Source organism: Actinokineospora fastidiosa, assembly GCF_014648415.1.
Taxonomy (GTDB): domain Bacteria; phylum Actinomycetota; class Actinomycetes; order Mycobacteriales; family Pseudonocardiaceae; genus Actinokineospora; species Actinokineospora fastidiosa.
Map to the genome: position 1 here is coordinate 1,096,481 of NZ_BMRB01000001.1, position 26,080 is coordinate 1,122,560.

Consider the following 26,080-nt stretch of genomic DNA (forward strand, 5'->3'; position numbering starts at 1 on the left):
CGCTGTCCGCTCCCAGCCGGTCTCATCTGCGCAGCAGCGCGATGACGACGAGCACGAGCGTGCTGAAGAGGGCGGCGACGGGGCCCGCGATGGCCGCGATCATGCCCAGCCCGGCGAGCGCGCACAGCAGCATCAGCAGGGCCGCGCGCAGCGTGGGGGCCAGCCCGCCGACCGCGCGCTCGGCGACCAGCAGCAGCCGTTCCCGCGCCGAGCGCGGCGGGGCGCTCGGCGGACGCCACGTCATCGGGATGGGCGGCTCTCCGGGCGACACGGTGAGGTGCACGACGGGCCGGAGGTTCGGGCGGGTCTGTGATCCGGTCGCGGTCACGGGCGCTGGCTTCCTTCTCGGCTGGCGCTGACGGTGATCAGTCTGCTCCAGCCCGCGACGAAGATCGCCGATTTCGCCGAGGAAGACGGTGAACGGAGTGTGTTCATCGCCGAGCGGCTGTCTGTGGCCCTGATCACTCATGAGTGTGACAGATGCACCGGCGGTTACCGCGATTGGCCGAGCCAGACAGCCTCGGGCGGCCTAGTCGGTTCGGGTGATGCCGTTCGGCGCTCGACGTCGACCGGGGGCGGCAGTAACTGCCAGTGAGCGGTCGCGGAGAAATGGAAACCCCGTAGTGCTGCCAGGTCGGGGGTCCGCCAGCACTACGGGGTCAACCGGAACATCGCCATGGAGTCCGGCGGTGTTACACGGACGCGAGGATGTGCCCTGCATCACATCCTCGCGTCACGATCGGGCTCAGCGCCAGTTCACCTGCTGGGTCTGCGCGAGCGTGATGAGTTCGTGGCGCATCGACGGCGTGGCCGCCTGCTCGATGGCCCGGGTGACCGCCCTGCGAGTACGGGCCTCGGCGCGGCGGGCACGAATCTTCGCGGTGACGTTCATGTGAGTCAGACTTCCCCTCGGTGTTGCCTTGCGTTCGCTGTGCCTCTAGTATGCACCGCCCGCGCGACGGAAGCCAGTGATTAGCCGGTGAGGTGGCGCACAGGCCGGACAATCGTCGGCAGCAACCCGGAAGTAGGTGACGATCCGCCTGTCTAGGTGACGGCGTAGAAACGCTGATACGTCAGTCGTCCATCCCCAGGACGAACTTTCCGAAGTGCGGCACGGTGAACGCGATCCAGCCGCGCTCGGCGCTGTAGACCAAGCCCTTCTTGATGAGGCTGTCCCGGGCCGGGGACAGCGACGACGGCTTGCGGCCCAGCGAGACGGCCACGTCGGCGGTGCTCGCGCCCTCGTCGCGGCCCTCGGTCAGCTCGGCCATCGCCCGCAGGTACTCCCGCTCCGCGGGCGTGGCGCGCTCGTAGCGCGAGCCGAAGAAGCCGACGGCCAGCTCGGACTCGGCCTCCGGGGCGGCGACCGCCACGTCCTCCGCGGTGATCGGGTCCGCTGGCGCGGCGTCCCACGCGGCCTTGGCGTAGGCCTGGATGAAGTACGGGTAGCCGCCGGAGCGGTCGAACAGCGCGTCGAGGGCGTCCGGGGTGATGCCCGCCTCCTCGCGCTCGACCGGCGCCAGGATCGCCCGGTCGGCGTCCTCGCGGGCGAGGCGGTCGATGCGGACGTAGCGGAAGAGGCGCTCGGAGTAGGACTTGCTCGCCGACAGCAGCGTCGGCAGGTGCGGCAGCCCGGCGCCGACCACGACCAGCGGCGCGCCCGACTGCGACAGCTCGTGGCAGGCGGCGCAGAGCGCGGAGACGTCGTCCGCGCCGACGTCCTGCATCTCGTCGATGAGCACGGCGACCCCGGTCCCGACGTCGGCGGCCAGCTCGGCGACGTCGGTGAACAGCTCGACGAGGTCGATCTCGATGTCGCCGGAGTCGGCCCGCCCGCTCGCCGCGGGCACGTCGATGCCCGGCTGCCAGCGGTCGCGCAGCTTCGCGTCCCCGGGGTTGGACTTGAGCGCAAACGCTTTCAGCACGCCCAGCACCGCCTCGACCCGGTCCGGCGCGCGGTGGCGCACGGCGAGGTCCCGGACGGCCCGGTGCAGCGCGGCGGACAGCGGCCTGCGCAGGTCGGCCTCCGGCCGCGCCTCGATCTTCCCCGCGCCCCACCCCCGGCGCAGCGCCATCGACCGCAGCTCGCCGAGCAGCACGGTCTTGCCGACGCCGCGCAGCCCGGTGAGCACGAGGCTGCGCTCCGGCCGTCCCCGCGCCACGCGCTCCAGCACGACCTCGAAGGCCGCCAGCTCCTTCTCCCGGCCCGCCAGCTCGGGCGGCCGCTGCCCGGCGCCGGGCGCGAACGGATTGCGGATGGGGTCCATCCTCGGACGGTATCGGCGTATCTAGCCTCTGTCCGATACGAGCGCAGAAAGCTCTACGGCGTGTCGTCGGTAGAAACGACTACGGCTCTCTAGCCCGAAAGCTAGGGAGCCGTAGAAGAGGACAGATCAGCGCTCGACGATGGCCGTGACGCCCTGGCCGCCCGCCGCGCAGATGGAGATCAGGCCGCGGCCGGAGCCCTTCTCGGCGAGCAGCTTCGCCAGCGTGGCGACGATGCGCCCGCCGGTGGCGGCGAACGGGTGGCCCGCGGCCAGCGAGGAGCCGTTGACGTTGAGCTTGGCCCGGTCGATCGAGCCGAGCGGCTCGGTCAGGCCCAGCTTCTCCTTGGCGAAGGCCACGTCCTCCCACGCGGCCAGGGTGGCCAGCACCTGGGAGGCGAACGCCTCGTGGATCTCGTAGAAGTCGAAGTCCTGCAGGCCCAGGCCCGCGCGGGCGAGCATCCTCGGCACGGCGTACGCCGGGGCCATGAGCAGGCCCTCGCCGCCCTGCACGTAGTCGACGGCGGCGGTCTCGGTGAAGGTCAGGTACGCCAGCACCGGCAGCTTCCGCTCCTTGGCCCACTGCTCGGTGGCCAGCAGCACGGCCGAGGCGCCGTCGCTCAGCGGCGTGGAGTTGCCCGCGGTCATGGTGCCCTCGGGCCCGCCGAAGACCGGCTTGAGCTTGCCCAGCTTCTCCGCGGTGGAGTCCGCGCGCAGGTTCTGGTCGCGGGTCAGGCCCTGGAACGGGGTGACCAGGTCGTCGAAGAAGCCGCGGTCGTACGCGGCGGCGAGGCGCTGGTGGCTGGTCGCGGCCAGCTCGTCCTGCGCCGCCCTGCTGATGCCCCACTCCTTGGCCGTGACGGCCGCGTGCTCGCCCATCGACAGGCCGGTGCGCGGCTCGGCGTTGCGCGGGATGTCGGGCACCAGGTGGCCGGGGCGGACGCGGGAGAGCAGCGCGAGCCGCTGGCCGACCGTCTTGGCGTTGTTGAGCGCGATGAGGATGCGCCGCAGCTTGTCGTTGACCTGCAGCGGCGCGTCGCTGGTGGTGTCGACCCCGCCCGCGATGGCCGAGTCGATCTGGCCGAGGGCGATCTTGTTCGCCACCTGCGCGATCGCCTGCAGGCCGGTGCCGCAGGCCTGCTGCACGTCGTACGCGGGCGTCTCCGCGGAGAGCCTGCTGCCCAGCACGCACTCGCGGGCCAGGTTGAAGTCCCGGCTGTGCTTGAGCACCGCGCCCGCGGCGACCTCGCCGACGCGCTCGCCTGCGAGCCCGAAGCGGGCGACGAGACCGTCCAGGGCGGCCGTGAACATGTCCTGGTTCGACGCTTGGGCGTAGGGGCCGTTCGAGCGGGCGAACGGGATCCGGTTCCCGCCGATGATCGCCACCCGCCGCACGCGACTCGGGGCCATGCCAACCTCCTGAGCACAGGTCTGATTCTGCGGTACCATCCTAACCTACTCGCGAGTAAGATTACTATGGAGTAGGGAGGATGCGTAGATGACGGACCGCTACCAGCAGTTCAGCACAACCGGCATCGGCAAGGCATTGGTGAAGCGGCTCGGGCTGCCGAACCCGACGCCGCTGCGCCGCCACCGCCCCGGCCAGCCGCCGCTGCCCGGCCCCGCGCTGCTGGGCGCCGCCCCGGGCGGCAGGCTGCTGGAGCCGGTCGGCGCGGTGCTCAAGGCCACGGGCGTCGAGGTGCTCTCCGATCCACCACCAGTGCCCGCGGGCGAGGAACGCGGACCCGCCTACGGCGCGCTCGTGTTCGACGCCAGCGGCATCGACTCCCCCGAGGGCCTGCGGGCCCTCTACGACTTCTTCCACCCGGTGATCCGCTCGGTCGTGGCCTCCGGCCGCGTCGTCGTGCTCGGGACCCCGCCGGAGCGGGCGGGCGAGCCGGGCGCCGTCATCGCCCAGCGCGCGTTGGAGGGCTTCGTGCGCTCCATGGGCAAGGAGCTCAAGCGGGGCGCGACCGCGCAGCTGGTCTATGTAGAGCCCGGCGCCGAGGACAAGGCCGAGTCGACCCTGCGGTTCCTGCTGAGCGCCAAGTCCGCCTACGTCGACGCGCAGGTCATCCGCATCGGCACGCACGGCGGCGACGCGCCCGACCCGGAGGACTGGGCGGCCCCGCTCGCGGGCAAGGTCGCGCTGGTGACCGGCGCGTCCCGCGGCATCGGCGCGGCCATCGCCGAGGTGCTGGCCCGCGACGGCGCCAAGGTCGTCGTGCTCGACATCCCCGCGCAGGGCGCTGACCTGTCGAAGGTGGCCAACAAGGTCGGCGGCTCCGCGCTGCAGCTGGATATCACCGCGGCCGACGCGCCCGCGAAGCTGGTCGACTTCCTCAAGACCCGCCACGGCGGGGTCGACATCGTCGTGCACAACGCGGGCATCACCCGCGACAAGACGCTGGCGAAGATGAAGGACAGCGCCTGGGACTCGGTCATCCAGGTCAACCTCGCCAGCCAGCTGCGCGCCAACGCGGCGCTGCTGGAGTCCGGCGTGCTCGGCGCGGGCGGGCGGATCATCGGCGTGTCCTCGATCGCCGGTATCGCGGGCAACCTGGGCCAGACCAACTACGCGGCCAGCAAGGCGGGCGTGATCGGGATGGTCAACGCCTACGCGCCGGTGTACGCGGAGAAGGGCATCACGATCAACGCGGTCGCGCCCGGCTTCATCGAGACGCAGATGACCGCGGCGGTGCCGCTGTTCATCCGCGAGGCAGGCCGCAGGATGAACAGCATGTCCCAGGGCGGCCTGCCGGTCGACGTGGCCGAGACGATCGCCTGGTTTGCCGCGCCCGCCTCGGGGGCAGTCAACGGCAACATCGTCCGGGTGTGCGGGCAGAGCCTGTTGGGGGCGTGATGCAGGTGGTGGACCTCCACGAGTCCCCGAGCCTCGGCCTGCTCTTCCCCAAGGCCGTGGTCGCCGGTTTCACCAAGAAGGGCGGCTCGGCGCTGCCGTCCCGCGCGTACCGGCGCGCGGGCGTGCGGGTCGATCCGGCGCACCTGGCCGCGTACAACCAGGTGTGCGAGTTCCGGCTGACCGACGAGCTGCCGATCACCTACCCGCACGTGCTGACCTTCCCCATGCAGGTGAAGCTGATGACGGACGGGGACTTCCCGTTCCCGCTGGTCGGCTCGGTGCACGTGGCCAACCGCATCACCCAGACCCGGGCGCTGCGCGTGGGCGAGGAGTTCGACCTGCGGGTGCACGTGGAGAACCTGCGGCCGCATCCCAAGGGCAGGCAGTTCGACATGGTCAGCGAGGCGTTCGTCGACGGGGAGCTGGTCTGGCACGACACCAGCACGTACCTGCGCCGCGGCGGCGGCTCGGGCTCGTCGGGCGCGTCGGAGCCCGCCGAGCAGGCCGGGCCGCCCGCGCCGTCGGCGGTGTGGAAGGTGCCCGAGGACATCGGCCGCCGCTACGGCGAGGCCTCCGGCGACCGCAACCCGATCCACCTGCACCCGCTCACCGCGAAGCTGTTCGGCTTCCCTCGGGCGATCGCGCACGGCATGTGGACGAAGGCCCGCTGCCTGGCGGCCTTCGAGGGACGCCTGCCGGAGGCGTACACGGTGGACGTCCGGTTCAAGCTGCCGGTCCTGCTGCCCGCCAAGGTCGCGTTCGCGACCGCGCGGACCCAGGACGGCCACCGCTTCGACCTGGTCGACGCCCGCAGGGGCAAGCCGCACCTGGAAGGCGCCATCACGCTCTGACCTGGCTTCTCGATCGGCGGGCGCCTCCCGGGGCGCCCGCCGATCGGCGTTCAACAAGGAACCTTGCTAAGGGACTCTTTAGCAAGGTATCTTGAGATGCATGGCCGACCGCAAGATGATCACCGACCCACAGCGCCTCAAGGCGCTGGCGCACCCCATCCGGTGGAAGCTCCTCGACGCGCTGTCGATCGCCGAGACCGCCACCGCCACCCAGTGCGCCGCCGCGATCGGCGAGAGCGTCGCCAGCTGCTCGTACCACCTGAACATGCTCGCCAAGTACGGCTTCGTCGAGCAGGCCGAGGGCGGCCAGGGCCGCGAGAAGCCGTGGCGGCTGGCCGAGCGCGAGCGCAGTTACGACCACGAGGGCCTGGACGAGGAAGGCGTGCTGGCCGCCGAGGCGGCCACGGACGCGTTCCTGGAGCACGAGTTCGACCGCGTCCGGACCTATCTGCGCGGCCACGGGCGGGAATCGGAGGAGTGGCGGCGGGCCTTCAGCCTCATGGGCATGCACGCCCACCTCACGCCCGATGAGGCAATTGGTTTGCAGGCCGAGGTCCAATCGTTGTTTGATCGATACCGCGATCGTTCCGACAACCCGGCGCTGCGCCCGAGCGGATCCCGGCCGGTCCGCTTCCTGCTGACGAACTTCGTCATCCCCGACACCCCGGAAACCCCCTGACCTTCACCAGGGCCAGGCCACGCATGGGGGCGTGGCCCGATGGCGCCTGCCCACACCAAGGAGACCCGCATGTACCCGGACGCCCTCTACCTGCTCGCCACCCAGCGCAACGCCGAGGACATCGCCGACGCCGCCCGCGCCCGACTCGCCAAGGAGGCCGACCGAGCCGAGTCGAGAGTCAACGACCCGCATCTCCAACCGGTTCCCCGCCCGCGTTACGCCTAGCGGTTCAGGTCCTCTGTGGACAGCCCGGGTGGCGGGGCCGCGGTCAGCGCCTGCCGTGCAGGAAGGTGATCAGCTTCGCCACCTGGGCGTCCACTTTGGGCGTTCGCGCGAAGGTCGTCATGGTGATCGGCGCGCGGAAGCGCTGGGTGGTGATGGCCTTGGCCCTGGCGAACTCGCGCAGGCCCTCGGGGCCGTGGATGCGGCCGAAGCCGGACTCGCCGACGCCGCCGAAGGGCAGAGACGGAACGCCAGCGAAGCTGATCACCGAGTTGACCGACACCATCCCGGCGCGCAGGCGGCGGGCGAGTTCCAGGCCGCGGGCGCGGGCGAAGACGGTGCCGCCCAGGCCGTAGGCGGTGGCGTTGGCCAGGTCGACGGCCTGGTCCATGTCGCGGACCCTGGTGACCGTCATCGTGGGGCCGAAGGTCTCCTCGCGGACGGCGGCGGAGTCCTCCGGGACGTCGACCAGGACCGTCGGCTCGACGTACCGGGAGCCCTCCGGCACCGGGCCGCCGGTCAGGGCGCGGGCGCCCCGGGAGAGGGCGTCGGCGATGTGGCGGCGGATGATGTCGATCTGGCCGGGCATGGTGATCGGGCCGACCTGGGCGTCGGCGTCGAAGCCGACCTTCAGCGGGCGGGCCTGGGCGGTCACCTTGGCCACGAAGTCGTCGTAGACACGTTCGTGCACGTAGACGCGCTCCACGCCGGTGCAGGTCTGGCCCGCGTTGGACATGGCGCCCCAGACGGCGGCCTCCGCGGCGGCGTCGAGGTCGGCGTCGGCGTCGACCAGCAGCGCGTCCTTGCCGCCCGCCTCGATGAGGACGGGGGTGAGGGTCTCCGCGCACGCGGCCATGATCTTGCGGCCGGTGCCGGGCGAGCCGGTGAAGGCGATCTTGGCGACGCCGGAGCGGCACAGGGCGGCCCCGGTCTCCCCGAAGCCGGTGACGACCCGGAACACCGGGTGCTCGGGCACCGCGTCGGCGAACGACTCGGCCAGCCAGCGGCCGACGCCGGGGGTGTACTCGCTGGGCTTGAACACCACGGCGTTGCCCGCGGCCAGGGCGTAGGCGATCGAGCCCATCGGGGTGAAGACCGGGTAGTTCCACGGCCCGATGACGCCGACGACGCCCAGCGGCTGGTACTCCACCGTCGCCTTCTGGTTGGCCATCAGCAGCCCGGCCGGACGCCGCTTCGGCCCCAGCACCTTGCGCGCGTTCTTCGCCGCCCATGCTGTGTGGTCGATGGCCAGGACGATCTCCAGCATGGCGTCGCCGTGCGGCTTGCCGGTCTCGGCGTGGACGACGTCGGCCAGCTCGTGCGCCCGCCGGGTCAGGGCGGCCTTCCAGCGGTTGAGCCGTTCCAGACGACCGGCGAAGCCCAGCGCGCCCCACCACGCCGCGGCCGCGCGGGCGGACTCCACCGCCGCGCGCACCTCCTCGGCGGAGTTCACGGGGTGGACGCCGACAACCTCATCCGTCGCCGGGTTGAGCGACTCGAACGTCTTCGCCTGAACGGTCGTCATGCCCGCCAAGCTACCCGCCGGTACCGGGTGCCGGCGATACCCTGTGCCGGTGCGGATCACCCACTTCGGCCACTCGTGCGTCCTGCTGGAGACCGGCACCGCCCGGCTGCTGCTGGACCCCGGTGTGTGGTCGCACGGCTTCGAGGACCTGCGCGACCTCGACGCCGTCCTCATCACCCACCGCCACGGCGACCACCTCGACCCCGACCGGCTCGGCCCGCTGCTGGCCGCCAACCCCGACGCCGAGCTGATCACGGACCCGGGGTCGGCCGACGAGGTGGCCCGGTTCGACCTGCACGCCTCGGTGATGCGGCCGGGCGACGCGCGCGAGGTGGCGGGGACGGCCCTGCACGCCGTCGGCGGCGTGCACGCCGAGATCCACCCCGAGGTCGAGGTGCCGCCCAACGTCGGCTACCTCGTCGACCACGGCGCCTTCTACCACCCCGGCGACTCGCTGCACGTCCCCGAGCAGGCCGTCGACGTGCTCGGGCTGCCGACGGGCGCGCCGTGGTTGAAGGTGTCCGAGGCCGTGGAGTTCTTCCGCGCGGTCGCGCCGAGGGTCGCCGTGCCCATCCACGAGCTGACGCTGAGCCGCGAGGGCATCGACAGCGCGCTGCACCGGTTCGACTCGCTGGCCCCGGCCGGGGCGCGGCTCGTCGTCCTGCCGCTGGCCGACACCACCGAGGTCTGACCCCGGCCGCGCGGAGCATTTTCCGCTCCCGGCGTCCCGAACGGGCCGCGGCTGCCTCCTAGCCCATGACGGGGACCCTGCGGCCCGCGCAGCAGAGCACGGGCCACCCCCGCGGAACGTTCGGAGGAAATCGTGTTCCTGCGTTCACGATCGCGCCTTCGCGCCACGGCCACCGCCGTGGCCGTGGGCGCCGGACTGCTGGTGGCGGCGACCCCGGCCACCGCCGCCCCGGCGGCGGGGCTGCGCGCCTACCTGGTGATCACCGCGCCCAACGACACCGCGGGCGCCAAGACGGCCATCGGCGGCAACGGCGGCGCCGTGTGGTCGTCCTACGACGCCATCGGCGTCATCGTCGCCCACTCCAGCGCGGGCGACTTCGCCACCAGGATGCGCGCGGTGGCGGGGGTGCAGAAGGTCGGGGCCACCCGCACCTCCGACGTCCCGTCCGCCGCGGCCAACCCGGCCATCCCCGCCGCGCCGTCGCAGGTCACCCCGTCGACGGGCGAGCCGGTCCGCTCGGACATGAGCCAGATCGGCGCCGACCGCGCGTGGGCGGTCAACCAGGGCTCGTCGCAGGTCACCGTCGGCATCCTGGACACCGGCGTCGACGACCAGCACTACGACCTCAAGGCCAACTTCGACGCCGCGAACTCCGCGTCCTGCGCCTACGGCAAGCTCGACACCCGCGCGGGCTCGTGGCGCGACACCGGCAGCCACGGCACGCACGTGGCGGGCACCGTCGCGGCGGCCAAGAACGGCCGGGGCGCGGTCGGCGTCGCGCCCGGGGTGAAGATCGCCTCCGTGCGCATCGCCGAGGAGCCGAGCGGGCTCTTCTTCCCGGAGAACACCATCTGCGCCTTCGTGTTCGCCGGTGACCGCGGCTTCGAGGTGACCAACAACAGCTACTACACCGATCCGTGGATGTTCAACTGCCCGGACAACCTCGACCAGGACGCCATCCTGGAGGGCGTGCGCCGCTCGATCGCCTACGCCGAGGGCAAGGGCGTGCTCAACGTCGCCGCGGCGGGCAACGAGAACTACAACCTGGCCAACAAGACCAGCGACTCGACCAGCCCGAACGACTCCACCCCGGTCAACCGCAGCGTGTCGAACTCCTGCCTGAAGGTGCCGGGCGAGGTGTCCGGGGTCGTGAACGTCTCCTCGATCACCTCGTCGAACAGCAAGTCCTCGTTCTCCAACTACGGCACCGAGAAGATCGCGGTGGGCGCGCCCGGTGACAGCGTCTACTCGACCGTGCCCGGCGGCCGCTACTCCAGCATGTCCGGCACGTCCATGGCGTCCCCGCACGTCGCGGGCGTCGCCGCGCTGCTCAAGAGCGTGCACCCGACGGCCACCCCGGCCCAGCTGCGGGAGATGCTGGCGACCCAGGCCGACGACCTCGCCTGCACCGACAGCCGCTGCACGGGCACCACGGCGCGGAACAACTTCTTCGGCGAGGGCCGGGTCGACGCCTACCAGGCCGTCAGCGGCTCGCAGCCGCCCGGAGACAAGGTCTTCGAGAACACCGCCGACGTGGCGATCCCGGACGCGGGCTCGGCGATCACCAGCCCGATCAGCGTCACCGGAGTCGACGGCAACGCGCCCGCGACGCTGAAGGTCGACGTCAACATCGTGCACACCTACCGCGGCGACCTGGTCATCGACCTGGTCGCGCCGGACGGCACGGCGTACCGGCTGAAGAACTCCAGCGGCAGCGACGGCGCGGACAACGTCATCGCGACCTACACGGTCAACGCCTCGTCGGAGGTGGCCAACGGGACGTGGAAGCTGCAGGTCAGGGACGTCTACCGGACCGACACCGGGTACATCAACTCCTGGAAGCTGACCTTCTGACGCTGCACCGGCACCAGGACGGCCCTCGCCTCGGCGGGGGCCGTCCGCAGTCCGGGGTAGGTCAGCGGCTCGGCGCCGAGGTGCACCGCGATGTCGACGGCGTCCAGCAGGGCCTGCCTCGGCCCGGGGCGGGCCAGGTCGGCGGCGTCGGCGGCCACGCGCACCAGCCCGCCGCGGCGGGCCGTGCGGGCGGCGACCTGGACCAGCGCGTAGCACCACCACGGCTCGGCGCGCTGGCCGACGGCGAGCGCGCGGCCCCGGTGCACGACGCCGGTGTCCAGCTCGCGGACCCCGATGAGGTCGGCGCAGAGGGTGAAGCCCCCGCGCCGGAGCGCGACCAGGGTGCCCGGGGAGGCGAACCAGCGCGGCGGGGCGAAGGCGTCGGTGGCCAGGCCCGCGCGGTCGAGCGCGGCGGTCGCCGCGGTCAGCCGCAGCCCGGCCTCGTGCGCGGGCAGCGCGGCGAACTCGGCCCGCCTGCCCAGGGCGACCCTGCGGCCGCGCGGCTCGGCAGCGTGGTCGAAGCCGTGGGCCAGCACGGGCCGCTCGCGCACCCAGGCCACGACCTCGGCGTCGAGCCTGCGCGGGGCGACCAGCGCCGACAGCGGGACCCCGCGCCGGTCGAGCTCGGCGGCGAAGTCGGCGCAGGCGTCCAGGCTCCGGGCGGTGATCCCGGAGAGGGAGACCACGAGTCGGGCCGTCATACCGCACAGCACACTCGACGCGCATGACACGTGGGTGTCCCCGACCCTGACTCAGCCGATCCAGTCGGCGAACTTCCGGCCGGTGAGCTGCTCGTACGCCTGCACGTAGCGGGCGCGGGTGTTGGCCACGACGGCGTCGGGCAGCGGCGGCGGGGGCGTGTCGGACGCGCGGTCCCAGCCCGACTCCGAGGAGGTGAGCCAGTCGCGCACGTACTGCTTGTCGAAGGACGGCTGGGCCTGTCCCGGCGCCCAGGTCTCCACCGGCCAGTAGCGGGAGGAGTCCGGGGTCAGCACCTCGTCGCCGAGCACGAGCCCGCCGTCGCGCAGCCCCAGCTCGATCTTGGTGTCGGCCAGGATGATGCCGTTGGCCAGGGCGTGCTCGGCGCCGCGCCGGTAGATGCGCAGCGTCAGCTCGCGCACCCGCTCGGCCTGCTCAGCGCCCAGCAGCTCGACCACGGCGGCGAAGTCGATGTTCTCGTCGTGCGCGCCGAGCTCGGCCTTGGTGGCCGGGGTGAAGATCGGCTCGGGCAGCCGGGAGCCCTCGGTCAGGCCGTCGGGCAGCGCGATGCCGCAGACGGCGCCGGTGGCCCGGTAGTCGGCGGTGCCGCTGCCCGCGAGGTAGCCGCGCGCGACGGCCTCCACCGGCAGCATCTCCAGCCTGCGGACCAGCAGCGCCCGGCCGCGGACCTCGGCGGGGATCCTCGGGTCGTCGTAGGCGACCATGTGGTGGTCGACGATGTCGGCGAGCAGGTCGAACCAGAACACGCTCATCGCCGTCAGCACCCGGCCCTTGTCGGGGATGGGGGTCGCGAGCACGTGGTCGTACGCCGAGATGCGGTCGGAGGCGACCATCAGCAGGTGGTCGTCGTCGACGGCGTAGAGCTCCCGCACCTTGCCTGCGGCGATCTTGTCGTAATCAGCGAGCGTGGGCACGTTTGCGCAGCTTACGTGGCCGCTCAGCTGCCCCTGCGCAGCAGGCGGGTCAGACCGGTGGCGACGGTCGTGGCCAAGATCCAGCCCAGGGCGATGAACACCGCCGATATCCACTGCGAGACCCCGCCGATGGTCCACTTGTTCTTGTGTCCGAAGTCGACGATGGGCACGAGCAGGTCCAATGTGTACAGCAGCGGGTTCCACACCAGCTGGTCGTCGGTGTTGGCCTCGCGCGGCTCGGGGATCATGAAGAACCAGACCGTGCCCGCGACCAGGAAGCCGAGCAGCCAGGTCAGCGCCCGCGTCGGCCGGTAGCCGTAGCCGACGGTGGCGCGCTGCAGCCAGCTCCACAGCCGGATCCCCGGCGCGGTGAGGCCCGCGCCGTCGGCGAGCGCGGCGTAGCGCAGCCGCTGCTTCTCCACCAGGACGGTGTCGGCGTGCTCCTCGTTGCCCGCGGCGCGCAGCATCGCGGCGAACTGCTCGTAGGGGCCGGGGCTGTAGGTCTCGCGCAGGCCGTGGCGCAGCCAGGCCAGCCGGGTCAGCACCCGGTCGTCGTCGTCGAGGTCGATCGGGTCGGCGAGGGTCTCGTAGCGGAAGTCCTCCACCTCGATGCGGCCCTTGGCGCTCCAGAACGCCGCGTTGTCCGACAGCGACGCGCACCGGGCGTGCCCGAGGTCGACCCGGCCGCGGGGCGCGGCGGCCACGGTCAGCCGCAGCTCCTGGGTCTGGAAGCCGAAGGCGTTGATCGTCATCGCGTTGTGGCTGTTGCCCAGCTCGGCGCCGTGGAAGTCGGTGACCTGGCCGACCTCGGCGCGGCGCAGCCGGATCTCCCCGTGCGCGGAGAACGGCTCGTCGCCCGCCGCGCAGATGAGGTCGCGGCCGATGCGCGCGACCCGCAGGTCGAGCGAGGGCTTGACCGCGCCGTCGCGGTGGTAGACGCCGGGGGCGAGCAGCCTGCTGCCGCGCAGGTCCAGGTTGGCCTCGATCTTGGTCCCGGTCAGCAGCACCGAGCCGAAGACGAGCACGGCGCGGGCGTCGAGGTTGCCGCCGACGGTGAAGCGGCGGCCCTCGACCGCGTCCCCGCCGCGGTTGCTGATCACCGCGCGGTCCAGCAGCGCGCTGCCCCGCACAATGACCTCGACCAGCCGGATCTGCCCGGCGATCCGCGCGTCGCGGGCGTCGATGTTGCCGCCGACGGCGGTGCCGTCCAGGTGCAGGGAGCGGTCGGAGTACGGGCCCGCCTTGGCGCCCATCTCGACGAACTCCTCCTGCCCGCCGGACAGGTCGACCCTGGCCTGCGACAGCCGCAGCGAGCCCCCGATCGCGGCGTTGACGATGCGCACCGTGCCCGTGCTGACGAAGCCGCGGTCGAGGTTGACGTTGCCGTCTACTTTGGACCGGTCGGCGACCAGGGTGGCGTTGGGGTCGAAGAACGGGTCGTCCGGCGGCACTGCCCGCGAGTGCTCGGTGCGCGGGGCCAGCCGCGCTCCCCGCATGGACAGGTCGCTCTCCACCCGCGCGGTCGGCAGGAAGATCTGCCCGACGGCGCGGAAGGGGGTGCCCTGCGGGTCCACGGTGAAGTACAGGTTGCCGCCGACCTGCATGCCGTTGCCGTTGAGCGCGAACCCGCGCGGGTTGTCCAGCTCGGCGCCCGCGAAGTTGACGTTGCCCCCGGTGCGCAGGCCGGGCAGGCGGATCTCCCCCTTGCTCGCCACCCGCGCGGCCAGCAGCGCGCCCGCGAGCTGCAGCCGGTCGCCGTGCAGCGCGGGCCTGCCGTCGCGGCCGATGAGCGTGCTGTCGCGCAGCACGAGCGTGCCCCTGACCTCGGCGTCGGTCAGGTCGACGGTCCCGTTGACCACGGTGCGGTACAGCGTGAGGTCGTTGTCCGTGCGCAGGTTGCGCGCCTCCAGGCCGGGGAGCGCGCAGTCGCGGAAGTCGATGCCCGCCAGCTTGCCCTGCCGCAGGTCCGGCGGCTGCTCGAACCGGCAGCGCTCGAACTCCAGCAGCGCGAACTCGATGTTGCGCAGGTCGAGCGTGCCGGTGATGTAGCGGTCCGACCAGCGCTGCACGGCGGGCGTGGCCAGCTTCCGCCTGCGCAGCACGCCGCCGCTCTCCTGCTCGGCCGCGCGGCGCAGGACCTCGGCCGCGCTGATGTGCGCCCAGGCCGGGGGGTTCTCGTCGTGCGGGTCCAGCCGCCGCTCGTCGTCGCTGGTCGTCATGGCGATACCACCCCCCGTGATCGCTCCTGCGGTCGATCATAGAGACGGACCGGGGTGGTGGGGCGTTCCGCGGAAGTCCGGCCCCCCGCGATCGCGCGGGGGGCCGGACTCGTCAGCGACTCACAGGACCTTGCTCAGGAACGCCTGCGTGCGCTCCTCCTGGGGGTTGCCCAGCACGTCGCGGGGGTTGCCGTGTTCGACGACCACGCCCTCGTCCATGAACACCAGGGAGTCGCCGACCTCGCGGGCGAAGCCCATCTCGTGGGTGACGACGACCATGGTCATGCCCTGCTCGGCCAGCTTCCGCATGACCTCCAGGACGTCGCCCACCAGCTCCGGGTCCAGCGCGGAGGTCGGCTCGTCGAACAGCATCAGCTTGGGCTCCATCGCCAGCGCGCGGGCGATGGCGACGCGCTGCTGCTGGCCGCCGGAGAGCTGGTTCGGGTACGCGGCGGCCTTGTCGCCCAGCCCGACCTGGTCGAGCAGGTCCAGGGCGTGCGCGCGGGCCGACGCCTTCGGCCTGCCGAGGACGCCGACCGGCGCCTCGGTGATGTTCTCCAGCGCGGTCATGTGCGGGAACAGGTTGAACCGCTGGAAGACCATGCCGATCGAGCGCCGCTTGTGGGCGACCTCGTCCTCCCGCAGTTCGTGCAGCCGGTCGCCGCGCTGGCGGTAGCCCACCAGGTCGCCGTCGACGTAGAGCCTGCCCGCGTCGACCTTCTCCAGGTGGTTGATGCACCGCAGGAAGGTCGACTTGCCGGAGCCGGACGGGCCGATGACGCACATGACCTCGCCGTGCGCGACCTCGAGGTCGATGCCGCGCAGCACCTCCAGCCTGCCGTAGCTCTTGCAGACGCCCTCGGCGCGCACCATCGGTTCGGTCATACCTGATCACTCCCGCTGGTCAGCAGCCGGTTCACCAGGCCGCGCGACGCCTTCGACGAGCGCGACATGCCGCGGGAGTACCGGCGTTCGATCTGGGTCTGGACCAGCGTCAGCACCGAGGTCAGCGCCAGATACCACAGCGCGGCGGTGATGAGCAGCGGGATGGTCTGGAAGTTGCGCGCGTAGATCTGCCCCGCGGCGACCATCAGCTCGTAGTACCCGATGACGATGACCAGCGAGGTCGTCTTCAGCATCGAGATCGTCTGGTTGCCCGTCGGCGGGATGATCACCCGCATGGCCTGCGGCAGCACGATCCGGCGCAGGATGCGGCCGCGGGTCATGCCCAGCGCGCTCGCCGCCTCGGTCTGGCCCTCGTCGACGGACTGGATGCCGCTGCGCACGATCTCGGCCATGTAGGCGGCCTCGTTCAGGCCGAGCCCCAGCAGGGCGGCGCTGAACTGGGTGATCAGCGTGTTCGTGTCCCACGAGACGAACTCCGGCCCGCCGAACGGGACGCCGAGGCCGATGCGCGGGTACAGCGCGGCGATGTAGAACCAGAAGATCAGCTGCGTGATCAGCGGCGTGCCGCGGAAGAGCCAGATGTAGGCGCTGGCCAGCCCGGCGGCGATCGGGTTCCCGGACAGCCGCATGACCGCGAGCAGGATGCCGCCGACCACGCCGATGACCATCGACAGCACGGTCAGGATCAGCGTGTTCTGCAGGCCCTGCAGCACCCGGGGGTCGAACAGGTAGTCCCAGACGACCGGCCAGCCGAAGTTGTCGTTGGTGACGACGCTGGTGGCGGCCTGTGCGATGAGGACCGCGAGGATCGCGCCGGTGACCCACCGCCAGGGGTGGCGCACCGGCACGACCTTCTGCGGGGCGTGGCCCTGCGTCATCAGCCAGCCGGTTCGGGGTTGATCTCGGCGGTGGGGATGCCGCCCGCCTGCACGCCCCACTTCTCGAGGATCTTGGTGTAGGCGCCGTCGTCGATCAGCGCCTGCAGCGCGCCCTGGACGGCCTTGGCGTAGTCGCCCTTGTCCTTGGGCACGATGATCCCGTAGGGCGCGGTGTCGTACGGCGCGCCCGCGGTCTCCAGCTGGCCCTCGGTCTGCTTGACGGCGTAGTCGACGACCGGGGAGTCGGCCAGCATCGCCTGCGCGCGCTTGGCGGTGAGCGCCAGCGTCACGTCGGTCTGGTTCTGGAACTGGCTCACGGTGATCTCGGGCTTGCCCGCCGTCTTGCACTCGGCGTTGGCCTTCTCCAGGTCCTCGACCTGGACGGTGCCCTTCTGCACGGCGACGGTCTTGCCGCACAGGTCGTCGATGGCGACGGCGTCCGGGTTGCCCTTCAGCACGGCCATCGAGGTGCCCGCGCTGAAGTAGGACACCATGTCGACCTGCTGGAGCCGCTCGGCGTTGATCGTGAACGACGACATGGCCAGCTCGTACTTGCCCGAGGTCAGGCCGGGGATGATGCCGTCGAAGGCGCTGTTCTGGTACTCCATGGTCAGGCCGAGTTTCGCGGCGATCGCGTTGCCGAGGTCGATGTCCATGCCGACGGCCTGGTTCTGCTCGTCGACGAACTCGTTCGGCGGGTAGCTCTGGTCCTGCCCGACGATGATCTTCCCATCGGCGGCGATGTCGGTCGGGACCATCGCGGCCAGCGCCGGGTCCTTGGCGACCGAGGGGACCTCCGCGGTCGGGGTGCTCTGGCCCGCACCGGGGTCTTGCGGGGCGCCGCTGCCGCCCGAGCCGCACGCGGTCACGGTCAGCGCGACGGCCGCGATCCCCGTGGTCACCTGGCTCAGCCTGCGGAACTGTCGTCGGGACACCATCTACTCCTCGGGTCTGGGTACCGGAGTGCTGGGGATACTGCCACCCGCCGGTCGGTCAGCACAGCACGGCCTTGGTTACGGACACATCACCATCGTTCGGCCGACGGCGCCGGGTTATTTCCCGCTGGTACCCGGCCAGCCCGCAATAAGTACGGCGACCAGGGCGGTCCACCCGGTCTGGTGAGAGGCGCCGAGGCCCTCGCCGGTGTCGCCGTCGAAGTACTCACTGAAGGTGACGTGCTCGCGCCACCGCGCGCTGTCGGACGCCTCGATCCGGTGGCCGTCGGCGGGCCTGCGCCCGTCCGGACCGGGCAGGAACAGCGCCGCGAGGCGGTGCTGCAGCTCCCGGGCGGCGTCACCGGCGGTGACCCTGGTCCCCGACCCGGTCGGCAGCTCCAGCTGCAGGTCCTTGCCGTGGAACGCGTCGAGCACGTGCAGCGCCTGCACCAGCAGCGCGTTGGTGGGGAACCAGATCGGGCCGCGCCAGTTGGAGTTGCCGCCGAACATCGGGGTGCGGGACTCGCCCGGCTCGTACTGGATGCGGTGCGGCCAGCCGTCGATGTGCACGTCGACGCCGTCGCGGTGGGCCGCGGACAGCGAGCGGATGCCGTGCGGGGCGAGGAACTCGTCCTCGTCGAACATGCGCTTGAGCACCCGCTGGAGCTTGCGGACGTCCAGCAGCGACAGCAGCGCGCTGCGCTCGCCGTCGGTGTGCCAGGTGAGGAACTGCCCGAACGCGGGCGCGTGGCGCAGCAGGTAGTTCAGCCGCTCGGCGAAGTGCGGCAGCTCGGTGAACACCCACGCGGGCAGCGGCGCGACGGCCAGCAGCGGGATCAGGCCCACCATCGAGCGCACGCGCACCGGCTGGGCCTCGACCCCGCCGTCCGGGCGGTGGCGGGAGAGCAGGTCGTAGCAGAAGCCGTCCTCGTCGTCCCAGATCGGCCGGTCGGCGGAGCCGAAGTGGGTCGAGGCCTGGGCGATCGACAGGAAGTGCTCGACGAACTTGGTGGCCACGTCCTCGTAGGCCTCGTCGTCGCGGGCGAGTTCGAGGGCCATCTGCATGAGGTGCAGGGCGTAGGTCGCCATCCACGACGTGGCGTCGGACTGCTCCAGCCGCCACCCGCCGGGCAGCGGCTCGGACCGGTTGACCGGGCCGATGTTGTCCATGCCGAGGAACCCGCCCTCGAACAGGTAGTTGCCCTCGGGGTCCTTGCGGTTGACCCACCAGGAGAAGTTGAGCAGCAGCTTGTGGAAGACGCGGGCGAGGAACACCCGGTCGCCCCTGCCGGTCGCGGCCTCCTCGGCCTTGTAGACCTGCAGCGCCGCCCAGGCGTGCACGGGCGGGTTGACGTCGCCGAACGCCCATTCGTACGCGGGCAGCTGCCCGTCGGGGTGCATCAGCCACTCCCGGCACAGCAGCAGGATCTGGTCCTTGGCGAACGCCGGGTCGACGACGGCGAACGGGACCATGTGGAAGGCCAGGTCCCACGCGGCGAACCAGGGGTACTCCCACTCGTCCGGCATGGACAGCACGTCGGCGACGTCCACGTGCTTCCAGTGCGCGTTGCGCCCGCGCAGCCGCTCGGCGGGCGCTGGCGGGTGGGCCGGGTCGCCGTCGAGCCAGTCGCGCACGCGGAACCGGTAGTGCTGCTTCGTCCACAGCAGACCCGCGTAGGCGCGGCGCACGACGGTGCGCTCCGGCTCGGCGATGTGGCCCGCGACCTCGTCGTAGAAGTCGTCGGCCTCCTGCTCGCGGTCCATCATGGCGCCGGTGAACGAGCGGCCGAACGCCGCGCCGTGGCCGCTGCCCGCGACCAGGCGCAGCTTCACCCGGACGGTCTCGCCCGGGGCGACGGCCGGGAAGTGGTACCAGCCCGCGGCCTTCGTGCCCGGCTGCGATGCCTTGCCGTCGGCGACGACCTGGCAGGCGTCGGAGATCTTGCTGACTATGTGGTCGCCGATCCCGGCCTTGGTGTAGCGGCTGGGGTTGACGGGTCGGTCGAAGAGGTTGGCCTCGTCGGTCTCGTTGTCGGTGACCAGGAGCGTGGGCGCGCCGTCGAACTGCAGCGTGTAGCGGCCGAGGAGGGCGTGCTCGGCGAGCACCCGCGACCACCCGTCTGCGGTCGAGGCGATGAGCGCGGGCCTGCGCGCGTCGCGGCCCCACGACCAGGTGTTGCGGAACCACAGCTGCGGGACCAGGTGCAGCGGGGCGGTGTCGGGGCCGTGGTTGGTGGCCGCGATCTCGATGCAGACGTCGTCCGGGGCGGCCTTGGCGTAGGTGACGCGGACGTCGAAGAAGCGGTCGTCGTCGAGGATGCCGGTGTCGGCCAGCTCGGGCTCGCGCGCGTCGCGGCCCGCCCTGGCGGCCATCTCGCGCAGCTCGGCGTAGGGGTAGGCGGCCTGCGGGTAGCGGTAGACCATCCGCATCCAGGAGTGGGTGGGCGTGCCGTCGGTGACCCACCAGTACTCCTTGGCGTCCTCGCCGTGGTTGCCCTCGGTGTTGGACAGCCCGAAGTACCGCTCCTTGAGGATCTCGTCGTGCCCGTTCCACAGCGCGACGGCGAAGTTGAGGAACCCGTGGCGGTCGCAGATGCCCGCGATGCCGTCCTCGCCCCAGCGGTACGCGCGCGAGCGGGCCTGCTCGAACGGGAAGTACCCCCAGGCGTCGCCATGAGGTGAGTAATCCTCACGGACGGTGCCCCACTGCCGGGCGGCCAGATACGGCCCCCACAGCCGCCACGGCGACTGCGCGGACCCGGACGTCTCCAGTCGTTCGCGCTCGCTCATCCGGTCAAGTGTGACCGAGCCTGCTGATATCCCGTAAACACCCGGCGGGTCGTCACTCGCTCCGCACGGTCCGTGCCGGAGGGTGATGTCGGTCGCGCGCACTAGGCTGGCCGGGTGCGGGAAGCCTGGTTGGGATGTGTGCTGGCGGGCGCGGTGGGTGACGCGCTCGGCGGGCCGGTGGAGTTCATGGGACTGGCCGACATCCGGTCGCGGTTCCCCGACGGCGTGCGCGAGTACGGCACGGCCTACGGCGGCACCGGCCGCGTCACCGACGACACCCAGATGACGCTGTTCACGCTGGAGGCGATGATCCGCGCCCAGATGGCGCGCGGGCTCGGCCTCGCCGAGCACCCCATCTCGGTGCTCCAGCACGCCTACCAGCGCTGGTACCACACCCAGGGCACGCCCTGGCACCGCGCGGGCGGGACCTACGCGCTGGAGGAGCGGCCCGACGGCTGGCTGGTCGCCGAGCCGGAGCTGCACAGCCGCCGCGCCCCGGGCGCGACCGTGCTCGCGTCCCTGCGGGGCTTCGCGGGCGGCGTCCCGTCGGCATCGCCGGAGAAGCGGATCAACGACTCCAAGGGCTGCGGCGCGGTCATGCGCGCCGCGCCGATCGCGCTGTGGTCGGCCGACGCCGCCGAGGTGTTCGAGCTGGCCGCCCGCTCCGGCGCGCTGACCCACGGCCACCCCAGCGGCTACCTCAGCGCGGGCGCGCTCGCCTTCCTGGTCCGCAGGCTCCTCGACGGGGTCGCCCTGCCGACCGCCGTCGACGAGGTCCGCGCCGAGCTGGCCGAGTGGGACGGCAACGAGGAGACCGTCGCCGCGCTCGGCGCCGCCATGGTCCTGGCCGAGAAGGGCAGGCCGAGCGCGGAGGCGCTGGAGACCCTGGGCGGCGGCTGGGTCGGCGAGGAGGCGCTGGCCATCGCCGTCTGCGCCGCCCTGCACGCCGACGACCTCGTCGACGGCCTGGCGCTGGCCGCCGAGCACTCCGGCGACAGCGACTCCACCGCGGCCATCTGCGGCAACCTGCTCGGCGTCACGCTGGGCGTCGAGGCCATCCCCGCGCACCTGCTGGACGGCCTGGAGCTGCGCGACGTCATGGTCCAGTTGGTCGACGACGCCCTGCTCGTCTTCCGCGCCGAGCGGGTCGACCCGGCCTGGCAGGAGCGCTACCCGGCCTGGTGAGTCAGCAGACCGGGCGGTGACCGATGTCCGGGATGTGCTGGTCCCACTCCTCCTCGGTGAGCGACCCGCCCGCCTGGGCGCAGAGGGCCGCGGCGGGGTCGACCGTGTGGCCGACGTCCCACAGCCGCACCGCCCGGTCCAGGCCCGCGCTGGCCAGGGTCCGGCCGTCCGGGCTGAACGCGACCGACCGCACCGGCAGGGCGTGCCCCCAGAACCGCTCGTTGACCTGCCTGCGGGACGCCACCTCCCACAGCCGCACCGAGTTGTCGCCGCCGCCGCTGGCCAGCAGCGTCCCGTCGGGGCTGAACGCGACCGAGAACACCGTGCCGCCGTGCCCGCGCAAGGGCACGCCCACCTGCTCCCCGGTCTCGCTGTCCCACAGCCGGATCGTGCCGTCGGCGCCCGCGGTCGCGACCGTCGCGCCGTCGGGGGCGTAGGCCACGGCCCCGGCCGGTCCGCTGTGCCCGGCCAGCTCGCCCGTCCTGGTCCGCGACCGCACGTCCCACAGCCCGACCGCGCCCGTCTCGGTCGCCGCGGCCAGGGTGCGGCCGTCGGGGCTGAACGCGACCGCGTAGACCGCGCCCGCCTCGGGGAACGACGCGACCCGGCGGCCGTCGACCGGGTCGATCAGGACGACCGGGTCCGTCCTCGGCCCGTCCGCCGTGCCCGTGTTGTCCCCACCGACGGCCAGCAGCCGCCCGTCGGGGCTCAGCGCGGACGCCCACGCGGGCCCGCTCAGCTCGACCGACGCGATCCCGATGGGGACCTGCTGGGCGGCGCTCCAGCGGGTCACCGTGCCCCGGGTGTCGAGGTCGGCGCCCACCCCGGTGGCGAACACGACCCGCCCGTCGAGGCCGAAGACCACCGAGTTCGCGATGGCCGACCTGCCCTCGGCGGGGTTGGGCAGCCGCCGCCGGGTGGCCGCGTCCCACAGCAGCAGCGTCCCGTCGTGCCCGCCCGGGTCGCTCCACCTGGTGTAGGGGTGGGCCGAGGTCCCGCCGCCCACCATCACCGACCGGCCCTCCAGCGCCAGGCACAGCGCCCACCCGTCGATCCGGCACGAGACTGGCGCGCCGCGCGCCCCCAGCCCGGCAGCGCCGTGGCCGCCCGCGGCGATCGTGGCGCCGTCCGGGGACCACGCCACGGAGTACAGCGGGCCGGTGTCGGCCGGCAGCGGGGTGACCCGGCGCAGCCGCGCGTCGACGTCCCAGAGCCGGACCGTGCCGTCCGCCCCGGCGCTGACCAGCAGCCCGCCCGGGCCGAACGCCACCGCCCCGACCACGCCGCCGTGCCCGGCCAGCGGGTCGCCCACCGGCTCCAGCGTGTCGCCGCGCCACAGCGACACGGTGCCGTCGGCGTTGCCCGCGGCCAGCAGCGCGCCGTCCGCGCTGAAGGCGACCGACGGCAGCTCCTTCTCCTGCCGGGTGCGGCCGCCGCCGGTCAGCGGCGCGCCGACCGATTTGCCCGTGGCCGGGTCCCACACCCGCACGACGCCGTCGACGCCTGCGGTCGCGATCCGCATGCCGTCGGGCCGGTAGGCCAGGGACGGCCAGGCCAGCGCGGTCGTCTGGCGCGGGTACGCCGCGACCGGCGCGCCGCGCGGGCGGCCGGTCGCCAGGTCCCAGAACCGGAGCTTGCCGTCGTGCGGGTTCAGCGCCGCCAGGGTCTTCCCGTCGGGGCTGAACGCCGCCACCGGCGCCGCCGAGGGGATGTGCGGCGGTACGGTCTCGAACGGCGCGAACAGCCGCGTCCCGGTCTCGACGTCCCACAGCCCGAGGTCGCCGAACGTCTCGCCGACGGCGATGGTGGCGCCGTCCGGGCTGATCGCCACCGTGCGCAGAGTCCCCACCCCGGGCAGCCCCTCGGGGAGAGGCGCCGGGCTGCCGACGGCGGTCCGGGTCGCGACGTCGTACACCCGCACCTCGTCGCTGCCCACGACGAGCCTGCCGCCGTCGGCGCTGAACCCGAGCGTCCGCACGTCCCCGGCCGCGAACGGCTCGCCCACCGGCCGCCGCGTCGCGGTGTCCCACAGCCGGACCGACCCGCCGCCCACGGCGATCAGCCTCCCGTCCGGGCTGACGGCGACCGCGGTCGCGCCCGGGCTCTCGATCACGGCGCGTCCCGGCCTGCCCGCCGCTGCCAGCAGGCCCGCGCGGGTCTCCGGCAGCGGCGCGATCCGCCAGGCGGCCAGGCTCAGCAGGCGGGCGAGCCGGGGGTCCCGGTCGCCCAGCTCGGCGGCGCGGGTGGCGAGCTCGCGGGCGACGGCCTGGTCGCGCTGGCGCTCGGTGGTGTTCTGCTGCCGCCAGGCGAGCAGGCCGAGCAGGGTGGTGAGCACGGTGAGCAGCGCCAGGCCGCTCACCGCGGCGCGCCGCAGCCGCACGGACCTGCGGTGCCTGCGGACGTCCTCGCCGTCGAAGACGTCCTTGGGCAGGCCGTGGACGGCGGCGGCCAGCGTGGCGACCTCGTCCCGGAACCGGCCGTTGAGCAGGGACAACTGGGTGTCCGCCCGGGCCCACCCCAGGTTGACCCACTGCGGCTCCGCGGCGAACCAGCCGCGCAGGCCCGGCGGCAGCGCGGTCGTGCGCTCCCAGTCGAAGTCGCCGTCGCCCCAGACGATCTCCCCGCTGGTCAGCACGATGTGGAACGTCTCGCGCGTCCCCTCGGCCTGCCAGTGCGCCACCTCTCGCCGCACCCACGGCGACGCGGCGGCCTCCGGCGAGGCCATCAGGATGAAGTGGCGGGACGCGCGCAGCGCGGTCTCGATGGAGTCCCACAGGTCCGGGTTGGCGGACAGGCTCGTCTGGTCGCGGAACACGCGCAGCGCGCGGGCCTGGTACCAGTGCCGGGCCAGCGTGTGCAGGCCGCGCTGGACGGCGGCGGCCAGCGGGCGGTCGACCGCGTAGCTGTAGGACAGGAACGCGTCGTAGTCCGCAGGCCGCCGCATCCTCAGGCGCGGGCTTGGGCGTCCAGCACGTGCGCGACGGTCTCGGTCACCCGCATGGCCTGCGGGACGTGCAGCCACTCGTCCGGGACGTGGGCGTTGCTGTCGGGTCCCAGCGCCCCGGTGATGACGAACTGGGCGGCCGGGTAGCGCTCGGCCAGCAGGCCCATGAACGGGATCGACCCGCCCAGCCCGACCGTGCGCCACGGGCTGCCGAAGACCTCGTGGGAGGCGCGGTCGAGCGCGTCGCGCAGCCAGGGGGCCAGCGCAGGGGCGTTCCAGCCGTTGGCGATGTCGACGCGGCTGAACTCGATGGTCGCGTCGTTCGGCACGTCGGTGGTGAGGGCCTTCTGGATCGCCTCCAGCGCGGCCTTGGCGTCGGCGGTCGGGGGCAGGCGGAAGCTCAGCGACAGCGTGGTGAACGGCCGCAGCACGTTGCCAGCGTCCGCGGGCTCGGGCATGCCGCTGGCGCCGACGACGCTCAGCGTCGGCCGCCAGCTGTTGTTGAGGATCAGCTCCAGCTCGTCGTCGGCCATCGGCCGGGTCGAGCCGTGCAGCGGGAAGGTCGCGCGCATCGTGCCCGGCGCCGCCTCCGCGGTGGCCTTGGCCTCGGCGACCCGCTCGGCCGGGATCTCGACGGTGAGCTCGGGGATCAGCAGCTCGCCCGTCGCGGAGTCCTCAAGGCGGTCCAGCAGCGCGCGCAGCACGCGGAACGAGCTGGGCGCGACGCCGCCCGCCAGGCCGGAGTGCTGGCCCGCGTCGAGCACGCGGGCGGTCACGTCGATGGAGATGAGGCCGCGCAGCGAGGTGGTCAGCCAGAGCCGCTGGTAGTCCTGCCCGCCGGAGTCCAGGCAGACGACCAGGGCGACCTCGCCGAGCCGGTCGGCCAGGTGCTCCAGGTACGCGGGCAGGTCGGGGCTGCCGGACTCCTCCCCCGTCTCCAGCAGGATCACGCACCGCGAGTGCTCGCCGCCGTTGGCGCGCACGGCCTCGATGGCCGCGGTCGCGGCGTACCCGGCGTAGCCGTCGTCGGCGCTGCCCCGGCCGTACAGGCGCTCGTCGCGCTGCACGGGCGTCCACGGCCCGAGGCCCTCCGACCAGCCGCCGACCGGCGGCTGCTTGTCGAGGTGGCCGTAGAGCAGGACGGTCCCGGCGTCGACCGTGCCGGGCACGTCCACGACCAACAGGGGCGAGCGGTCGGGCAGGCGCACGACCTCCAGCGTCGCGCCGGGCAGGCCGCGGCCGGCGATCCAGGCCCGCAGGTGCTCGGCGGCGGCGTCGAGGTGGCCGTTGGCCGCCCAGTCGGCGTCGAAGGTCGGGGAGAGCGCGGGGATGGCGATGAAGTCGCGCAGGCTGGGCAGGATCGCTGCCTCCCACACCTCGCGCACGCCCTGCTTCACGGCTGCGGTGTCCACGCCGCCGATCCTGCCACCTCCGGCGCTGAGATCGTCTCAGGCGGCGTCGGCCAGGCTCGGTGGTGAGCCCGCGGCCCCGTCCTTCCCGCCCGTGGCCGCGGGCTCGCCCCCGCGGTGACGCAGCTCACTGTCGATCACCGGCTCGATCACCGCCGGTCCGCGCGGGCCCCGCCACGCTGCGCCGATCGCGCGCCGCTATGACCCCCTAACGTCGGTAGTCCAATGGTT

General features: G+C 72.8%; 21 protein-coding genes. 7 read left to right on the top strand and 14 right to left on the bottom strand.

The genetic code is table 11. The features are described from left to right. Window positions 1-22: 22 nt before the first annotated feature. The 4 genes from IEY98_RS05180 to IEY98_RS05195 form a co-directional block, all read right to left on the bottom strand. On the bottom strand, window positions 23-328 hold the full coding sequence (locus IEY98_RS05180) for a hypothetical protein (protein WP_189209089.1): 306 nt from the start codon (window positions 326-328) through the stop codon (window positions 23-25). Between the two features lie 417 nt (window positions 329-745). Then, entirely contained in the window at window positions 746-892 is a 147-nt protein-coding gene (locus IEY98_RS05185; RefSeq protein WP_189209090.1) for a hypothetical protein, read from the bottom strand. Between the two features lie 181 nt (window positions 893-1,073). Continuing rightward, window positions 1,074-2,267: an ATP-binding protein gene (locus tag IEY98_RS05190; protein ID WP_189209091.1), complete on the bottom strand. Its 1,194-nt coding sequence runs from the start codon at window positions 2,265-2,267 to the stop codon at window positions 1,074-1,076. A 126-nt stretch (window positions 2,268-2,393) separates the two neighbouring features. Beyond that, window positions 2,394-3,674, bottom strand: coding sequence for an acetyl-CoA C-acetyltransferase (locus IEY98_RS05195; protein WP_189209092.1), 1,281 nt, complete (start codon window positions 3,672-3,674; stop codon window positions 2,394-2,396). An 88-nt stretch (window positions 3,675-3,762) separates the two neighbouring features. Here IEY98_RS05195 and IEY98_RS05200 point away from each other — a divergent pair, with 88 nt between their 5' ends. The 4 genes from IEY98_RS05200 to IEY98_RS05215 all read left to right on the top strand — a co-directional run bounded on the left by IEY98_RS05200 (window position 3,763) and on the right by IEY98_RS05215 (window position 6,882). Then, on the top strand, window positions 3,763-5,127 hold the full coding sequence (locus IEY98_RS05200) for a 3-oxoacyl-ACP reductase (protein ID WP_189209093.1): 1,365 nt from the start codon (window positions 3,763-3,765) through the stop codon (window positions 5,125-5,127). Next, window positions 5,127-5,978: a MaoC family dehydratase gene (locus IEY98_RS05205; protein WP_189209094.1), complete on the top strand. Its 852-nt coding sequence runs from the start codon at window positions 5,127-5,129 to the stop codon at window positions 5,976-5,978. The genes IEY98_RS05200 and IEY98_RS05205 overlap by 1 nt, the downstream gene beginning before the upstream one ends. A 100-nt stretch (window positions 5,979-6,078) precedes the next feature. Beyond that, entirely contained in the window at window positions 6,079-6,657 is a 579-nt protein-coding gene (locus IEY98_RS05210; protein ID WP_189209095.1) for a winged helix-turn-helix domain-containing protein, read from the top strand. Window positions 6,658-6,696: 39 nt separating this feature from the next. Next, entirely contained in the window at window positions 6,697-6,882 is a 186-nt protein-coding gene (locus IEY98_RS05215) for a hypothetical protein (RefSeq protein ID WP_189209096.1), read from the top strand. A gap of 43 nt (window positions 6,883-6,925) precedes the next feature. On the opposite strand, the gene IEY98_RS05220 is transcribed toward IEY98_RS05215, so the two are convergent. Beyond that, window positions 6,926-8,404 (bottom strand): aldehyde dehydrogenase family protein, encoded by a 1,479-nt coding sequence (locus IEY98_RS05220; protein ID WP_189209097.1) that lies wholly within the window; start codon window positions 8,402-8,404, stop codon window positions 6,926-6,928. A gap of 49 nt (window positions 8,405-8,453) precedes the next feature. Here IEY98_RS05220 and IEY98_RS05225 point away from each other — a divergent pair, with 49 nt between their 5' ends. Together IEY98_RS05225 and IEY98_RS05230 are read left to right on the top strand one after the other, a co-directional pair. Beyond that, on the top strand, window positions 8,454-9,095 hold the full coding sequence (locus tag IEY98_RS05225; RefSeq protein ID WP_189209098.1) for an MBL fold metallo-hydrolase: 642 nt from the start codon (window positions 8,454-8,456) through the stop codon (window positions 9,093-9,095). Window positions 9,096-9,278: 183 nt separating this feature from the next. Continuing rightward, window positions 9,279-10,949, top strand: coding sequence for a S8 family peptidase (locus tag IEY98_RS05230; RefSeq protein ID WP_229786601.1), 1,671 nt, complete (start codon window positions 9,279-9,281; stop codon window positions 10,947-10,949). Here the strand turns inward: IEY98_RS05230 and IEY98_RS05235 are convergent. From IEY98_RS05235 to IEY98_RS05265, 7 genes are all read right to left on the bottom strand, one after another. Beyond that, window positions 10,901-11,650 (bottom strand): DUF2334 domain-containing protein, encoded by a 750-nt coding sequence (locus IEY98_RS05235; protein WP_189209100.1) that lies wholly within the window; start codon window positions 11,648-11,650, stop codon window positions 10,901-10,903. The two genes, IEY98_RS05230 and IEY98_RS05235, sit on opposite strands and share 49 nt — an antisense overlap. A 51-nt stretch (window positions 11,651-11,701) precedes the next feature. Then, on the bottom strand, window positions 11,702-12,583 hold the full coding sequence (locus IEY98_RS05240; protein ID WP_189209101.1) for a phosphoribosylaminoimidazolesuccinocarboxamide synthase: 882 nt from the start codon (window positions 12,581-12,583) through the stop codon (window positions 11,702-11,704). A gap of 23 nt (window positions 12,584-12,606) precedes the next feature. Then, window positions 12,607-14,802, bottom strand: coding sequence for a translocation/assembly module TamB domain-containing protein (locus IEY98_RS05245; RefSeq protein WP_189209102.1), 2,196 nt, complete (start codon window positions 14,800-14,802; stop codon window positions 12,607-12,609). 120 nt (window positions 14,803-14,922) lie between these two features. Further along, window positions 14,923-15,687, bottom strand: coding sequence for an amino acid ABC transporter ATP-binding protein (locus tag IEY98_RS05250; protein ID WP_308425842.1), 765 nt, complete (start codon window positions 15,685-15,687; stop codon window positions 14,923-14,925). Next, window positions 15,684-16,586, bottom strand: coding sequence for an amino acid ABC transporter permease (locus tag IEY98_RS05255; RefSeq protein ID WP_189209103.1), 903 nt, complete (start codon window positions 16,584-16,586; stop codon window positions 15,684-15,686). The genes IEY98_RS05250 and IEY98_RS05255 overlap by 4 nt, the downstream gene beginning before the upstream one ends. Then, a complete protein-coding gene (locus IEY98_RS05260; RefSeq protein WP_229786602.1) occupies window positions 16,586-17,521 on the bottom strand; it encodes an ABC transporter substrate-binding protein in 936 nt (311 codons plus the stop codon). Before IEY98_RS05260 ends, IEY98_RS05255 begins: the two co-directional genes overlap by 1 nt. 117 nt (window positions 17,522-17,638) lie before the next feature. After that, on the bottom strand, window positions 17,639-20,311 hold the full coding sequence (locus tag IEY98_RS05265; protein WP_189209105.1) for an MGH1-like glycoside hydrolase domain-containing protein: 2,673 nt from the start codon (window positions 20,309-20,311) through the stop codon (window positions 17,639-17,641). A gap of 114 nt (window positions 20,312-20,425) precedes the next feature. On the opposite strand from IEY98_RS05265, the gene IEY98_RS05270 reads away from it, so the two are divergent. Continuing rightward, window positions 20,426-21,496, top strand: a complete 1,071-nt coding sequence (locus IEY98_RS05270; protein ID WP_189209106.1) for an ADP-ribosylglycohydrolase family protein — start codon at window positions 20,426-20,428, stop codon at window positions 21,494-21,496. 1 nt (window position 21,497) lies between these two features. Here the strand turns inward: IEY98_RS05270 and IEY98_RS05275 are convergent, their stop codons facing one another. Together IEY98_RS05275 and IEY98_RS05280 are read right to left on the bottom strand one after the other, a co-directional pair. Further along, complete coding sequence (locus tag IEY98_RS05275; protein ID WP_189209107.1) at window positions 21,498-24,440, bottom strand: TIR domain-containing protein; 2,943 nt, start codon at window positions 24,438-24,440, stop codon at window positions 21,498-21,500. Window positions 24,441-24,442: 2 nt separating this feature from the next. After that, complete coding sequence (locus tag IEY98_RS05280; RefSeq protein WP_373292323.1) at window positions 24,443-25,852, bottom strand: M20/M25/M40 family metallo-hydrolase; 1,410 nt, start codon at window positions 25,850-25,852, stop codon at window positions 24,443-24,445. Window positions 25,853-26,080: the final 228 nt, after the last annotated feature.